A 13315-nucleotide genomic window follows, 5' to 3' on the forward strand; every position below is an offset into this window, starting at 1 on the left:
GGGGGGAATCACATATGCGAAACAACGTCAAGAATCTGCTCAGCCTGACGGCTCTGGGAGCCCTCGCGTTGACCGGCTGTTCCCAGGCTGCCGCACCTTCCGCGCCGGCCTCATCGGCCCGGGCAGAGGCGAAGAGCAGCGACGGATCCGGCGTATCCGCGAAGCCTTTGACCAGTGCTGAACTCGGCCCCCGCTTGCTGGACCTGATCGATCTGGGCTCCGACTACCGGGTGAAGCCCGAGACGACGTCGAAGCACGACGACATGGCTGTCGTCGGGTGCCCTGCTCTGGAGAAGCTCGGCTCCGGACCGGCGGACGGCTCGCTGGACTTCCCCAACCAGGCCAAGGTGTCCTTCACGTACGCCTCGAAGGATTCCGACCTGAGCGAAGAGGTCCACAGCGACACCGAGGAGAAGATCTCCGTCCGGTCCCGGGAGATCTTCACCGCCATGGAGTCGTGCCCGAAGTACCAGATGGTCTCTGGCAACGTCCCCATCGACGTGACCGTCCAGAAGGTGACCACGCCCCAGCGCGGCGACGAGCAGTGGGGGCACGTCCTCACGCTCACGGCAGGCGGACGCCCCAGCGTGATGAAGCAGATCGCCGTCCGCTCCGGCAACGTGCTGATCGTCCTCTCGGGGAGCCCCGCCCTGGTCGACGCCCACGTGGACAAGGCACTGGCGAAGGCCCTGAAGCCCGCAGGCTGACGCGCCCCGAAAACGCCCTGGCCCCCAGCGAAGAATCTCGCTGGGGGCCAGGGCTCTGTATGCGGATCACGTGCGTCGCGGATCAACCTCCAGTTGCGCCCTCGTCAGAGGGAAGGCCGGATCGTAAGACGTGCCCGGGAAGACGCCGGCAGGACGCGGCGCGGAACGGGCGCCTCGCCGACCAGGCCTGCCGCGAAGGCCGCGACCAGCTCATGCGGTGTGGACGTGCTGAACGCAGCGACCCACAGATACGGACCCGCGACTTCCGGCTGGGACCAGGCCTGCCAGCCGGGCATATCGGGGCGGGGGTCCTGGTCATGAATCCCGTCAGGAAGCGGCGCCCGGGTCATGCACGCCGTGAAGGACTCGTCCCAGAGCGTGAAGTTCGGGTCGTCCACGTCGCCCTGCCAGCCGCCGGCCACCAGCATCTCGGGGACGGCCTCGGGGCCGTCGAAACCCCACGCGGGTTCCGTGCGATCCGCAACGGCGAGGGCGAAGGTGGCAACGGCTTCGTAGGGCACGCCGCGGGTGAAGTAGGCCGTCCAGTTCACGGTGGCGCGCGACGAGTCCTCGCGTGCGGAGATCTCCCAGGCGACGGGCAGGTCAGCCAGCTCCGTGGTGAGCGGATCGGCCATGACCCATTCGGCACAGCGGAGTTGATCGGGGCTCGCGTAGAAGAGCGTCCGGCGTGCTGTGACCCAGTACGACCATCCGGCGCCGACGAGCTCGTCTCCCACACGTTCCGCCAGCTCTCCGTCGTCGCCGGCCAGGTGTCTCGGGCTGACCCAGAGCACGTCGACGCTCGGACGCTCTTCGGGCTGTTCCGCGTTCAGGGGCGCCTCCGGGGCTTCCACTGGATGGTCACTGGTCAGTGGCTCCTACTCCTCGGCGCGTCCTGGCCGGCACGATGGTGCGCGGGTGCCAGCCCAGCTCCTGGGCGGTGAGGGCCGGCAAGAAGCCCGCCTGTCCCGCCTCCCCGATGTAGATGACGGGGCTGCCGTCGTGGCCCACGCCCAGCACGATGCCTCCCAGCGTGTGGGCGTAGGGGAATTCGGGGTTGATGGCCATGCGCACCGGGGTGCCGGGGGCGTAGCGCAAAAGGTGCTCGATGATCTCGGTATTGGTGGGGTCACTGGCGATGGGACGCACGGAGCCTCCGGGGCTGGTTGTTGAAGAGCTGGCTGAGGAGTCGTGCTCGACGATCTGGGCTTCAGGCCGGACGTGAGGTGGAGATGACGGCGGCGACCACCGAGGCGACGAGATGAGCTGGGGTTTCGACGTCGAAGCCGATGCTGTAGCCGGGCACGGTTGCCGTTCCCGTGACGGCCAGCCGCCATCCCTCATCGCTTTGGCCCGGTCGGCCGTCGGGGAACCAGCCGAGGTAGAGGCGCCCGTCCTTACTGGCGATGTGCATGTCGGCTCTGTCGTCCACCACGAAGTGGAAGTCCTCGGCCGTGAACTGGTCGATCACCTGGGAGGGCTGGCCCCGTCCGAGCATCCATGTCCGGATCCGCAGGGCCTCGATGGTCGTGGAGAAACCGGGGCGTCCTATCTCGACGGTCATGCGCGAACACCTCTCTGACCTGCGGTTTCGGGGAAGGGGTCAACCTTGACATGGGTCGGCCGGTCGCTCCAGAGGTGTGCGCGTCTTACCCGTCTGCCGTGAGCGATGTCCGGACAGCACAGAGCGAGGGCGGCACCCCTGATGGGGTGCCGCCCTCGCTCGGTGTTCTTCGATTGTGGATGGGGCTCCGCGCCCAACGCACGACGGTGGCGGTACGTGTCGCCGCCTGGATGCACACAGTGCGCCGGAGATGGCAGCGGCTTGCTGTGCGACTTCGGTAGGGTGCTGCTCTTCACGGAGGGAAGCCCATGAACGACGAACCCCTCGACCGGTGGGCCGCACGCCGCCAAGGGCGCCTGCGTGCACCCGGCGAGCTCAAGGCCGTCACGCTCGGAAGCGGCCCGCATCGCGCGGCCCATATGAACCCCGATGCCCCGCGCATGATCTTGGAGTGGGACGGTTTTGCCTGGCAGGCGCTGATGATCGTGGACAACTTCGCGGAGGCGTGTCGGATCCTCTACCCGACACCCCAGCCGCAGCAGCATGCGCAGCCGGCGCCGCCGAAGCAGCCAGGCCGCCACCGCAAGCCCTGACTAGGCGGCCTATCCGGAGACCCCACGGAGACTCGCTGATGCCCGCCGGCTGTTCGCCACCTGCGTCCGGTCCAGCTACACCACCCGACGAGATCCCACCAAGGGCCGGTGGGCGAGCAGCTTCATCGCGGCGCCGGTCAACGTCATCGTCGTCCACTCCCTCCCGCTCCGGGTCAGTAGCCGCGCCGCCTCCAGCCGGTGAAGCTGGTGCGAAGCACTGCTACTGCTGGCCAGCCCAACCCTCTCCCCGAGCTCCCGCACCGTGAGGCCAACCCCGTACGTAGCAAGATGATCGCGGAGCGCTTCGAGGATCGCCCACTGCCTGGGCGTGATCCGCTTCACGCGGCACGCGCCCAACGATCCGCACGTGCCTGCCGCAGCAGCTCCACCCGTGCGGCCGTCGAACGCCCCGGCATCGCCCAGAAAGGGTGAGCCGAGATAGCACAGGAGAGCCGGATGAGCTGGCGCCGGTGCAGGCTGGTGCCCGTTCCGGCGGGCACGACGGCCATCGCCTCGTACGTGCACAACCAGGCTGTTGCCAGCGCCAGGAGATCGTCAGGAAAACGGAGGTACTGCATCCATCCATTCAAACATGCATTCGAACTTACGTGCGACTTGATCAGCGAGGTCTAGGCCACGGTCAGCCGCCACCACGGGTCGGAGGCCGGCGGAAGGTATCCGGCACAGCGGGCTTCGCGGCCGGTGCAGCCGTCCTCGGGCTGCCAGGGCTCGCCCCCTGTCCCTGTTCAGGCCCTGCGGAAGGCGGCCGGGTGGGCCCCAAGACCGTACGTCGTTCGATTCGTCCGAGCAGTTCGATGGGGAGGGCCGGGTGCGCGGGGGTGGAGATGACCGTGTAGCCGGCGTTGGCCAGCTCCGTGTACGACGCAAGGTGCAGTTCGGCGCTCAACTGCGTGCTGGTCTCTTCTGGGAGCGCGAACAGTTCCAGATCGCCGATCATGGTCGGCTGGAAGCCATGCCGTTCCAGTACGGCAAGGGCATGGGGTAGGTCCTTGAGCACGGCAACCCACAGCGGATGCGAACTGCCTGGAGTCTGTCCGTACAGGACGTCGGGCTCGATGGAGTCAGTCATGTAGCTCCTGGAGGAGGGGGCCAGTGAGCTGGCCGTCTGTTCTGCGTGGGAGGGCGTCGGCGAAGGAGCGGTTAGTGGGTCGTTCGCTCTGTCCGCCGGCGCAAGGCCCAGACGGCTCCGCCGCCCGCGATGATCAGTGCCCCGGCCAGGATGCCGATCCATCGGGCCGCTCCACCCCCTGTGTTGGCAAGGGAGCCGGTCGGCGCAGGGGTGGTGGTGCTCGACGCCGTTTCGGCGACCGTGGGCGTGCCCGACGGGGATACGGAGGCCGTCGCCGAAGGGGTGGCCGAAGTGCTCGGCTTGGGCGAGGTCGGGGAGGTAGGCGGCGTGCTGGTCGGGGGCTTGGTAGGCGGAATCTTCGAATTGGTGAACTCTGCGGTGACCGGTGCGCCCGGCTTCGCGGTGACGGTCACCGGCTTGGCCGACAGCTGGTATCCGCCCGGGGCCTTCGTCTCGGTGGCGATGTAGGCGGTCCCTGCTCGTGCGAAGACCGGCAGCTTGGCCTTGGCGATGCCGTCGGGTCCCGTGGTCAGGGTGACCGCCTCCCCCTTTGCGCCGGCAGGCGTCACGTTGATCACCGCGCCGGGCAAGGGCTTACCGGTCTCCTTGTCGGTCTTCTTGACGATCAGATCGGCCGCCTTGAACGGGTCGATGATCACCAGGGGTGTGACGGCATCCGTGATGATGACGTCCTGGTCAGCGACGGTGTCGTGGATCGGGCTCCCGCTGGCGGTCTCCTTTAGGCGGTAGGCCCCGGGCATGAGGCCGTCGAGGCGCAGGAGGCCATCGGCGCCAGTCTTCCCTTCGGCCGCCGGCTTGCCGGAGGCGTCGAGGAGGGCGAAGGAAGCGCCGGCAAGGACGTCTCCGGCCGGGTCCTTCTTCTGGATCTCGATCCCGCCCGTCGTCGCGGAGCGCCCGGTCGGGGCCGGCGGCGGGGTGGACGGGTCGGGGCTCGCGTTGGCGTGGGCGAAGGGAACGGTGGCGGTAAGTGCGGTGAGGGTGAGGACGAGGACCGGGGCTGTGCGGCGGCTGGGCAAGTGGTGCTGCTCCTGGTGGTGGGTGGTGGGGGCGGCTGCTCGGGAAGAGCGGTCTGCCGTTCTGGGGACATCGGGTGGAAGTGGGTGACTGTCCTACTGACGTGCGGTTCATCGCCTGGGGATGGTCGCGGGCTTCGCTGGCGTGGCCTGAAGGGTCGGGGCCGCGGCTGACCGAACGACTCCCCGAGGACGTTTCGGGGGGAACCAGAGGTCGGCGTAGCGTGTGATGGCTTCCCTCAGTGGAGTCCAGTCGCCTCCTGACCAGCCGGGTCCGCCCTTGGCGGTGGTGTAGTCGGTGAAGACGCCGTGCCCGCTGAGGCCCGGGTAGCTGCCGGCGGCCTGGTCGCGGCGCTCGAAGGTTCGGTGGTCGGCGAAGGACAGGACCACGTCGTCGATCGTGCCCTTGTCTTCGTGGAGGATCCGGACGCGCAGTCCCCCGTATTCGCGGTGAACGATGGTCGGGTGGAAGTCGACTCGCAGGCGCAGTGGGCTCCGGGGGCTGGGCGTTGCGTAGTAGCTCTGTCCGATGACCGTGCCGCCGGGGAGGCTGAGGGCGAGTTCCTGGTCGAAGAACCAGCGTGGCTGTAGGGACAATTCAGCACCTCCAGAGGTTCATGTTCAGCGGCCCGACCGGCGGGTGGGTGCGGGGAGGCGCGCGCTCGGTGCGGTGCTGGTCGACCAGCGCGGCACGCTGTGTGTGCGGGCGCTGGGCAGTGTTCGGGGGCGGGCACGGGCGACGTCGAGAGGTGTCGGTGCCTTGGGCGGCGCCGGTCGCACTGGGGTGAGCTCGGCGCGCTCGCGCAGCACCCTTGGCATCTCCTGCTCCCAGCGGAGGATCGGGGCCGGATCCGCAATCGAGGCGGTGATCGCGGTGACGAGGCTGACGGGGGTCTCGGAGGAGGCCGTCGCGTACCAGCGGTGCCATCCCTGCGGGCCACCCCACATGAGCCACCGGGCGTCCAGGGTGGTGAACTCCATCTCGGGGTCGAGGTCACCGGTGGTGAAGGCGACGCCCGCAAGTTTGTCGGGCGACGTCCATTCGAGGGTCCGTTCTTCAGCACGGGTCAGCTTCCACCCGTTATGGATCAGCGGAACGAGCCCGTCGTAGGCGCTCCCCTTCATGTGGGGAAGGTAGGCCTGGGGTCCTTCGGTGTAGCTCTACGCGAGGGCGTCGGTGAACGCGGTGACGAACTCAGTGGGCGCTGTGTCGCTGAAGCAGACGCCCCAGATAGGGGCGGCGTGCGGGTCGCGGTAGGCGGAGATCCGCCAGAGGCCGTCGTCCTCGCCTTCGGGGAGGTAGCCGAGTCGAACACGTCGGTTGGGTGCGGTCACGTAGCAGTTGCCGAGGTCATCGTGTTCGAGTGGCCAGCCCAGGTCGCGCAGGGGCTGAAGCCCTGGGTCTCCGATCGCGGTGGAGCCGGCGAGGTAGCGGGGGGGGGGTGACGTAGACATCGCCGTCGAGGTCTTCGGCTTCGGCGCCGGGGAGGGTCTCGCCCATCAGTCCTGTCCCCCGGTGCTGCTGACGGGTTTCCCCGGCGTGGGGCGGACGACGACCGTGATGTGGTCCTGGGCTTCCTGGATACGGGCGGCGGCCTGGGCCGCGTCCGCTGCGGTCACGACGACGAGGCCGACCCGGGCGACATCGACGTCGCCCTCGGGAGGCAGGACGACCTGGTCGCCGACCTCGCTGATCCAGCTGATCTGAGCCAGCCAGTCGGCGTCGAGCAGGCTGGGGTCGATGCCGCGCTCGATGACGGTTCCCGAGACATCGGGGTAGAGCAGGCGTACGGCTGCGGCCTGCCGGCGGGTGGGTGTGAGGTCGGGTGCGATACCAAGGGCGAGGTCTGCGGCGGCGCGGGGCAGGTCGATTCCGGTGGCGAGCTGGACGAGGCGTCCGATCAGGTCGCCGCCGATCCGCTGGTTGACCTCGATGATCCGCGGGCCGGTCGCGGTGAGCCGGAGCTCGACGTGGGAGATGCCGGTCGTCACCCCGAGGGCGGCCACGGCGGCCGTGGCGATCGGGCCGGCCTCGGCGAGCAGCGGGTCGGCCGCGTCCACGCTGTGGCCGGTCTCCTCGAAGTAGGGCTCGAAGCCCAGTTCCTTGCGTGTGACGGCCACGGCGGTGGTCTGGCCCTGATGGGTGACGCACTCGACGGAGATCTCCGGTCCATCGAGGTACTCCTCAACGAGGACGTCGTTGGAGTCGCCGCCGTGCAGGTTCGCGCCGGCGGTCGCGAACTCGTATGCCTCGGGCAGCTGTTCGACCTTGTCCACGCGGATCACGCCGACGCTGCCGGCCTGTCCCGCAGGCTTGAGGACGACGGGGTAGCCGATGGATTCCGCCGCGAGGGCGCTCTCCAGGAGAGAGGCGACCTTGATGGACTGCGCGGAGGGAACGGCATGGCGGGCGAACTGGGCTCGGCTGGTGGCCTTGTCGCGGCAGGCATGGAGGACCTGCGGGTCGTCGGTGAGGACGTCCAGGTGCTGGGCCAGGTGTGCGGTCGCCACGAGGAGCGTTTCGTTCCAGGTGACGACTGCGGCAACGGGGTTGCGCGCGGCGAGGCGTTCGCCCGCGGTCAGCAGGGCCTCGCGGTCGTACGGGTCGGCCGTCTCGTGGTCGATGACGAGTCCGTGCTCCCAGGTGATGGGGCTCGGGGTGATGACGACGGTGTCGTAGGCGGCCGCGACCGATTCCAGGCAGTAGCCGCGGTAAAGGAAGTCATTCGGGGCGACCACCAGGACGACCGGGCGGGAGGGAGCGGGGCGAGTGGAAGGCAAGGGTCGGAAGGGTCCCGTTCTAGAGGTGTTCGGTGGAGGGGCGGTGGCCCGCTTGAGGTGCCGGGTCAGCGCGGGTGGGTGACCTTGTACGGACGGCTACTCCGGCGCGACAGAGGTCATGGGATGGGGTAGACCTCGGGTGCCCGGAAAGGAAGACCGGTTCGGTAGCCGTCTGACCGGGGAGGGAGTGCCACCACGTCGCTGCTCGGCGACGGCCAGGTGTTGGCTGAGCTCGGGCAGCAGACCCTGGTCAGGGGGCACCGCGGCTCCGGCACGAGCAGTCGCGGCTTCGACAAGCAGGCAAATGTCGTGCACGAGCCCGGCTGGGACGAGGAGCGACTTGGCGAGGGATTCCGCTTCGGTCCGAGGAAGGGTGCGGAGTCGTGAGGTGAGGCTCCTCAGAAGGCTTCCGGCAGCCACGGCTTGGTCGGCGCTGAACGACGAGGTGTTCTGGTTCGGGGACGACATGGCTTCTCCGTGGGTCGGTGCTCAGGCGGTTGCCGGTTCGAGGGCCGGTCTGCTCGTGTCGTGCAGGGCGGGATCGCGGCGCAGGCGCCAGAACGCGGTGGCCAGGCCGATGGCTTGGAGCACGGCGCAGGCGGTCATGACGTGGCCGAGTGCCGAAGGCGGGGTGATGGCGACGAGTACGCCGGCGATCGGGAAGGGCAGCAGCATGATCAGGATGGTGATGCTGAGGGTGGCGCCGAAGACGTCGCGCGGGATGAGGCGGGAGCGCAGGGTGCGCAGGACCACGGTCATGGAGCCTTCGCCGGCCATCAGGATGGCGACGAGGACCAGGAAGGGCATGTAGGCGTCGGCCTGGGAGACGGCGATGCCGCCGAGAGAGGCGATCAGGGCTCCCGCTGTGCCGACGGGCCAGAGCCCGAAGCGGTCGATGGCGAATCGGGACAGGGTCGTTGCGAGGAGGGCGGCCGTCGCGGCGGCGGACCAGATGAGGCCGACGGACGCGGTGCTGAGGCCGAAGTTCTGTACGACGATCACGGGGGCCGCGGCCTGGAGGAGGCCGGTGGCGAAGTTGCTGACGGTCAGGCCTGCGATCAACCATCCGAGGGCAGGGAGTGCCCTGAGGGTCGACCAGCCCATGCGCAGGCCCTGGCGGACGGTTGTGGTCTCGGGGTTGGGCTGGGTCCGGCGGTCCCGGGGAGAGGTGACGGCGGCCAGGAGTGAGAGCGCGCCGATGGTGACGAGCAGGGTCTGCTGGCCGGCGTACTGGAGGAGGAAGGCGCCGGCGGCGGGTCCGGCGAGGGTGGCGGACTGGTCGATGCTGAGCAGTACGGACTGCACGCGGTGCTCGACTCGGCCTGGTTCCCGGCTGGCGGCGCCGCCGGCGGTCTCCGCGGCGACGTAGGAATATTCGGTGAGGACGCCGATGACGGCGGCGAGGGCCATCACCGAGACGGTGGTGATGAGCTTGTCGTCGATGAAGGTCAGGGCCAGGACCGCCGTGGTGACGACGAGAGTCCGGATGGTCGTCGCCGTACGGAAGACTCGAGCCGCGCCGTGGCGGTCGACGGCTGCGCCTGCACCGACGAATGCTCCGATCCGGGGAATCCATTCCAGGACGAAGGCGAGGCCGGTCAGCATGGCCGAGGACGTGGTGGCCAGGACGAGCAGCGGGATCCCGTAGGTGCCCAGGTTGAACGCGGCGGCATCCATGGTCCGCGGCAGGTAGATGCGGCGGAAGATGCCGTGGTCGGGGAGGCGGGCGTGGCGGCCACCAGCGGCTCTGTGACGGGTCATGATCACTTTCAGTCGGGGTGTGGCCGATGGGTGGTGGCCGGGAGTCTTCAGCCCTCGCGGCCCGGCGCTGGTGCGCCGGGAGCGTGCCCGCGTGGAGGGGCCCGTTGCTAGGCGGAGCGCCGGGGGGCCGCTCCGGGCAGGGCGGCTCCCTTCGCTACGCCGGGGATAGCCGCCTGCACCTTGGCCACAGGCGGGGCAGGCCGTGTGTGCCGCACGCGCTGGACGAGTGCGGTGTTCGCGGTGGCCCAGGCCTGCAGTTCGGCCAGCGGTCCTCGCAGTTCGCGTCCGGTGTCGGTCAAGATCCACGGGACGCGTGCGCCTTGGCGGACCAAGCCCGCGTCGACAGCTCGGGCGACCCGGCTGGCTTCGTACGGTGCATGGGGGTTGAGCAGCACGGTGACGGTGTTGGGGTCGCGCAGCAGGCCGAGGGTGGCTTCGACTCGGTTGACGAAGTCGCTTTGACCGCCGGGATAGTCGTGTTGGCGGGCCCATCGGCCGAGCTGGTCGTACACGTCCGCAAGGCCAGCGCCCGCCTGCGTGAGCCTGAGCTGGCGCTCGCCGGTGCTGAGGGTCTCGCGGCGGAGGAGCCCACGGCGGCGCAGTCCGGCCACGGCCGTCTTCAAGACGTCGACCGGGATATCCGGGAACGTGGCCGGCAGGCTGCCTCGACATCGGGCGACGGGCCCGTTGTCGTCGAGTTCGGTGATGATCCTCGTGGTCCACTGGTAGCTGAGAAGCGTCGCCGCGCGCACGAGGGATTCGGTCTCGTGCCTGGGCTGCGTCATCGGACGCGGCCTCCCATGGAGGACCCGGATCGGGGCCGGTCGGGGATCCCGTGGGAGAACAGGCCGGTGGGCCGCTGCGCCGTGCTCTCCGGCGTGGCCACCGTCGATGCGGGCCGCTGGGAGGGCGAGCTGTTCGCGGCCCACATGGCCGGACGGCTGGGAGCGGAGGCGGGTACCCACAGCGGGTGCGGGGTGGCCTTGGCGCGGCCGGCGGCCCAGGTGGACAGGGCCTGGAAGGTGTTGGTGAGGGCTTCGCCCTGGCGGGAGAGCCGGTAGCTGCTGTGGCCGAGCCGGTCGACGAGGCCATCCTCGACGAGCTGGCGCAGCGGCTGGTAGATCGGAGCTGTCGTGGCTGCGTGGTCGAGGACGACGTCGGCGAGCTCTCGGCCCGAAGCGCTCGGCTGGGAGCGCAGGGCCCACAACAGAGAGGTGGCGTACTTCGGCGTGATCAGCTTGAGCGTGTCCTCGGCGTGCTGGGCCGCGGGTATCCGCTCGGGCTCCAGTTCACCTGTGATCCGGTTGGGCTTCTTGATCTTGTCGAGGTGGGTGTCCCCGTAGGTTGCGAGGGCGGCGATGACCGTTCCCAGACTGCGTCCGCGTCCGGAAAGCTGGTAGGTGACGTGTCGGGCCGACTCCTCGTGCCGGTCGACGAGCCCGTCAGCGGTGAGCGTGGTCAGCCGGCCGGAGAGCTGGGCGTCGAAGAGCATCGGCAGCCGCGTCTTGATGTCGGTGTAGCGCAGGGGCTGTTCCCCGAGGGTCATCAGGATCCACACGCTCCAGCGGGGGCTGAGCATGTCGAGAGCCTCGGTGACGCGGGACAGGTCTTTCGCGATGGGGCGGGGCAGGCCGGGGGTAGCCACGGGAGGATCTCCTGAGCGTTTCGGATCAGTGGGTGCGTGAGGAAGTGCTGGACACGGCGCGGGCGGCCTTCGCGACGGGCGGGTCCACGGGCGGCTCGGTGCGGCGCAGTCCCTGCAGCACGGCGGCGAGGGTCTTGGCGTGCACCTCGTGCGCGGTCACTGCGCGGTGCAGCCTCTCGGCGCTGTCGCGGATGTGGCCGGCCTCGAAGGAGCCGATGTCGCGGTCTTCGCCCGTGTACGTGCGCAGGCGGTCCAGCTGGAAGTCGATGCTGCGTTCGGCGAAGACCAGGTCACCGTGGATGGTGAGGATGGCGCCGAGAAGGGTGGAGTCGGGACTCTGGGCGGCCGCTTGCTTAAGTTCGGTGAGCGGCTGGCCGAAGAGGGCTTCGATGCGGTTGCGGAGTTCGGACGAGGTCTGGTCGGACAGGTGGGTTCCTTCAGGGGTGTCGGGACCGGGCCGCGGGTGGGGCGGTGTTCGCCTTGGGGATGGCCGTGGGGATGGCCTGGTGTCGGCGGGGGCCCGCGGCTTCTCGGCCGGGCATGCTGCGGAGCAGCCGGGTGAGGGCGGTGACGATCTCGGTGCGGGAGGTGAGTGCCGCCTTCATCCACTCGACGTCTGTGCGCAGGTCGCCAGCGTCGAGTTCGCTCTGGTCGCGGCCGGGCGCGGTGGCCTGGTGGAGTCGGTCCCGTACGCGGTCCACGTGGGATTCGGCGACGGCGAGGAAGGAGCGGAGTTCCATCGCCCTAAACAGCGCGGGCCCTGCCTGGCCGGCGGTCGCCGTGCGGTGGAGCTCAGCAACCGGCCCGTTGAACGCGGATTCGATCGCCTGGTCCTGACTGCTGCGCTGCAAGGGCGTGTTCATCGTCCGGCGGCGCGGCTGGCGTTCGCCGGCGGGCGGGGTGGCAGTGCCGTGGAAACCTGCGTGGCGATGCGGGCCTGGGGGCGCTCCCCGCGCCAGACCCGGCGTGCGTTGGGTTCGAGGAGGTGGCGCAGGACCATGGCTCGGCCGTCTCTCGCCGCGACTGCGGTGTTGACCTGGTGGACGATGGCCATCTGGGACGGGGTGAGTTCGCCGGGAGCGCGGCCGATGGCCGCGAGCAGGGTGTTCTCGGCCCGGTCCACCACGGTCTGGGCTTCGGCGGTCAGCCCGTACCAGTGAAGCGCTTCGGTGGCGGGATGCGCGCGGCCGGTAGCGGTCGCTACTCGACGGAGGTCATCGAGCGGCTGCTGAAATGCCGCCTCTATGCGCTGGGTGAGGACACCCATGACGTGGTCGGATGACACGTCTTCTCCTTTCGCAAATGCAGTAGCCGACCAGCAGACATGTTCCGCTTGCGGCCTTCTCTAAGCATCCGGAGAATCCGGGAATTCGATAAGCACGAAGAGCCTGATATAGGGCCGACGGCGGTACGCCGGATTACTGTCAGCGCCGACGAGCGAGGCCGGGCAGCGTGGGCTGAACCAGCGCCGGGCGCAAGGCCGTTCGGGAGGCGAGGGGCGCCGGGCGAAGGGGTGCGTCCGGGCTGTCGATCCAGTCCATCGCGGCTTCGTAAGTGGGGAAGACGCCCTCGCGGAGGGTGTGGGTGAAGGCTCCCATGTCGGCAACTTCGTGCAGGACCCGGTAGGGGTGGGGATCCTTCTCGTCGAGGGCGCGCAGGACGACGACCACGACCGGCGCCGGCAGCGAGTCGTCGGTGTTGCTGTGCAGGAGGGCGAAGTGGTCTCCGTCCCCCATCAGCCGCTCCTGCAGCGCAGCCGTGCGCTTGTCAGCGGGCGCGGTCCCCATGCCTTTCGGGAGCCGGATTTCGTCACGCGGGCATCCTCGGGAAATCAGCCAAGACTGCACCATCACCGGGAGCGGAAGGCTGGCGTATTCGAAGGTGAACGTCTTGGCTTTCAGGTTGCGGTCGATGTGGAGGGCGAGGAGCTGGGGAAGTCCGGGGATCCCCCAGGTGACGGATTCGTCGAACATCACGTGGTAGCTGTGGCGGCCGTCGGGCGTGTGATGCTCGGCCATCCGGCCCAGGTGGTCGAGGTTGGAGTCGATCGCGTCGTAGAAATCGTCGTCGACTGAATCGTCGGCGGGCTCGAAGCCGTCGATTCTCAGGACGGGTTGGCGTTCGGGGTTCGGCACGTGCC

21 protein-coding genes are annotated in these 13315 nt (G+C 69.2%); 3 read left to right on the plus strand and 18 right to left on the minus strand.

Going from position 1 to position 13315, the window contains the following annotated elements; genetic code table 11:
* Window positions 1–167: 167 nt before the first annotated feature.
* On the plus strand, window positions 168–707 hold the full coding sequence (locus OG247_RS04530; protein WP_327250970.1) for a hypothetical protein: 540 nt from the start codon (window positions 168–170) through the stop codon (window positions 705–707).
* Between the two features lie 104 nt (window positions 708–811).
* On the opposite strand, the gene OG247_RS04535 is transcribed toward OG247_RS04530, so the two are convergent.
* From OG247_RS04535 to OG247_RS04545, 3 genes are all read right to left on the minus strand, one after another.
* A complete protein-coding gene (locus OG247_RS04535; RefSeq protein WP_327250971.1) occupies window positions 812–1561 on the minus strand; it encodes a DUF317 domain-containing protein in 750 nt (249 codons plus the stop codon).
* Window positions 1562–1568: 7 nt separating this feature from the next.
* Window positions 1569–1856, minus strand: coding sequence for a hypothetical protein (locus OG247_RS04540; protein ID WP_327250972.1), 288 nt, complete (start codon window positions 1854–1856; stop codon window positions 1569–1571).
* Window positions 1857–1917: 61 nt separating this feature from the next.
* Window positions 1918–2271, minus strand: coding sequence for a DUF317 domain-containing protein (locus tag OG247_RS04545; RefSeq protein ID WP_327250973.1), 354 nt, complete (start codon window positions 2269–2271; stop codon window positions 1918–1920).
* Between the two features lie 308 nt (window positions 2272–2579).
* Between OG247_RS04545 and OG247_RS04550 the strand changes: the two genes are divergently transcribed.
* Complete coding sequence (locus OG247_RS04550) at window positions 2580–2864, plus strand: DUF6087 family protein (RefSeq protein WP_327250974.1); 285 nt, start codon at window positions 2580–2582, stop codon at window positions 2862–2864.
* 75 nt (window positions 2865–2939) lie between these two features.
* Here OG247_RS04550 and OG247_RS04555 read toward each other — a convergent pair whose 3' ends face one another.
* The 8 genes from OG247_RS04555 to OG247_RS04590 form a co-directional block, all read right to left on the minus strand.
* Window positions 2940–3206 (minus strand): LexA family protein, encoded by a 267-nt coding sequence (locus tag OG247_RS04555; protein ID WP_327250975.1) that lies wholly within the window; start codon window positions 3204–3206, stop codon window positions 2940–2942.
* On the minus strand, window positions 3203–3442 hold the full coding sequence (locus OG247_RS04560; protein WP_327250976.1) for a hypothetical protein: 240 nt from the start codon (window positions 3440–3442) through the stop codon (window positions 3203–3205). The genes OG247_RS04555 and OG247_RS04560 overlap by 4 nt, the downstream gene beginning before the upstream one ends.
* A 62-nt stretch (window positions 3443–3504) precedes the next feature.
* The gene (locus OG247_RS04565; RefSeq protein ID WP_327250977.1) at window positions 3505–3954 is read right to left on the minus strand and encodes a hypothetical protein; all 450 of its coding nucleotides are present in this window, start codon (window positions 3952–3954) and stop codon (window positions 3505–3507) included.
* Window positions 3955–4025: 71 nt separating this feature from the next.
* Complete coding sequence (locus OG247_RS04570; RefSeq protein WP_327250978.1) at window positions 4026–4991, minus strand: MSCRAMM family protein; 966 nt, start codon at window positions 4989–4991, stop codon at window positions 4026–4028.
* A gap of 108 nt (window positions 4992–5099) precedes the next feature.
* Window positions 5100–5585 carry a hypothetical protein gene (locus tag OG247_RS04575; RefSeq protein WP_327250979.1) on the minus strand — a complete coding sequence of 162 codons (486 nt, stop codon included), beginning with the start codon at window positions 5583–5585 and terminating at the stop codon, window positions 5100–5102.
* 24 nt (window positions 5586–5609) lie between these two features.
* On the minus strand, window positions 5610–6113 hold the full coding sequence (locus OG247_RS04580; protein ID WP_327250980.1) for a DUF317 domain-containing protein: 504 nt from the start codon (window positions 6111–6113) through the stop codon (window positions 5610–5612).
* Between the two features lie 36 nt (window positions 6114–6149).
* Entirely contained in the window at window positions 6150–6443 is a 294-nt protein-coding gene (locus OG247_RS04585; RefSeq protein WP_327250981.1) for a DUF317 domain-containing protein, read from the minus strand.
* Between the two features lie 45 nt (window positions 6444–6488).
* Complete coding sequence (locus OG247_RS04590) at window positions 6489–7769, minus strand: ATP-grasp domain-containing protein (protein ID WP_327250982.1); 1281 nt, start codon at window positions 7767–7769, stop codon at window positions 6489–6491.
* Window positions 7770–7991: 222 nt separating this feature from the next.
* Between OG247_RS04590 and OG247_RS04595 the strand changes: the two genes are divergently transcribed.
* Entirely contained in the window at window positions 7992–8156 is a 165-nt protein-coding gene (locus tag OG247_RS04595; RefSeq protein ID WP_327250983.1) for a hypothetical protein, read from the plus strand.
* A gap of 102 nt (window positions 8157–8258) precedes the next feature.
* On the opposite strand, the gene OG247_RS04600 is transcribed toward OG247_RS04595, so the two are convergent.
* The 7 genes from OG247_RS04600 to OG247_RS04630 form a co-directional block, all read right to left on the minus strand.
* Window positions 8259–9530: an MFS transporter gene (locus tag OG247_RS04600; RefSeq protein WP_327250984.1), complete on the minus strand. Its 1272-nt coding sequence runs from the start codon at window positions 9528–9530 to the stop codon at window positions 8259–8261.
* Between the two features lie 107 nt (window positions 9531–9637).
* Window positions 9638–10315: a winged helix-turn-helix transcriptional regulator gene (locus OG247_RS04605; RefSeq protein WP_327250985.1), complete on the minus strand. Its 678-nt coding sequence runs from the start codon at window positions 10313–10315 to the stop codon at window positions 9638–9640.
* Window positions 10312–11175 carry a winged helix-turn-helix transcriptional regulator gene (locus OG247_RS04610; protein ID WP_327250986.1) on the minus strand — a complete coding sequence of 288 codons (864 nt, stop codon included), beginning with the start codon at window positions 11173–11175 and terminating at the stop codon, window positions 10312–10314. Before OG247_RS04610 ends, OG247_RS04605 begins: the two co-directional genes overlap by 4 nt.
* A gap of 25 nt (window positions 11176–11200) precedes the next feature.
* Window positions 11201–11335, minus strand: coding sequence for a hypothetical protein (locus OG247_RS04615; RefSeq protein ID WP_327250987.1), 135 nt, complete (start codon window positions 11333–11335; stop codon window positions 11201–11203).
* Between the two features lie 277 nt (window positions 11336–11612).
* Window positions 11613–12026 carry a hypothetical protein gene (locus OG247_RS04620; RefSeq protein WP_327250988.1) on the minus strand — a complete coding sequence of 138 codons (414 nt, stop codon included), beginning with the start codon at window positions 12024–12026 and terminating at the stop codon, window positions 11613–11615.
* 8 nt (window positions 12027–12034) lie between these two features.
* Window positions 12035–12460, minus strand: a complete 426-nt coding sequence (locus tag OG247_RS04625) for a hypothetical protein (protein ID WP_327250989.1) — start codon at window positions 12458–12460, stop codon at window positions 12035–12037.
* A gap of 139 nt (window positions 12461–12599) precedes the next feature.
* Window positions 12600–13310, minus strand: a complete 711-nt coding sequence (locus OG247_RS04630) for a hypothetical protein (RefSeq protein WP_327250990.1) — start codon at window positions 13308–13310, stop codon at window positions 12600–12602.
* Window positions 13311–13315: the final 5 nt, after the last annotated feature.

The organism is Streptomyces sp. NBC_01244, from assembly GCF_035987325.1.
Classification (GTDB): Bacteria; Actinomycetota; Actinomycetes; order Streptomycetales; family Streptomycetaceae; genus Streptomyces.

Coding starts and splice junctions, on each gene's coding strand:
- OG247_RS04545 (WP_327250973.1), bottom strand. CDS start 2,271: ATGACCGTCGAGATAGGACGCCCCGGTTTCTCCACGACCATCGAGGCC.
- OG247_RS04550 (WP_327250974.1), top strand. CDS start 2,580: ATGAACGACGAACCCCTCGACCGGTGGGCCGCACGCCGCCAAGGGCGC.
- OG247_RS04560 (WP_327250976.1), bottom strand. CDS start 3,442: ATGCAGTACCTCCGTTTTCCTGACGATCTCCTGGCGCTGGCAACAGCC.
- OG247_RS04565 (WP_327250977.1), bottom strand. CDS start 3,954: ATGACTGACTCCATCGAGCCCGACGTCCTGTACGGACAGACTCCAGGC.
- OG247_RS04580 (WP_327250980.1), bottom strand. CDS start 6,113: ATGAAGGGGAGCGCCTACGACGGGCTCGTTCCGCTGATCCATAACGGG.
- OG247_RS04585 (WP_327250981.1), bottom strand. CDS start 6,443: ATGTCTACGTCACCCCCCCCCCGCTACCTCGCCGGCTCCACCGCGATC.
- OG247_RS04600 (WP_327250984.1), bottom strand. CDS start 9,530: ATGACCCGTCACAGAGCCGCTGGTGGCCGCCACGCCCGCCTCCCCGAC.
- OG247_RS04605 (WP_327250985.1), bottom strand. CDS start 10,315: ATGACGCAGCCCAGGCACGAGACCGAATCCCTCGTGCGCGCGGCGACG.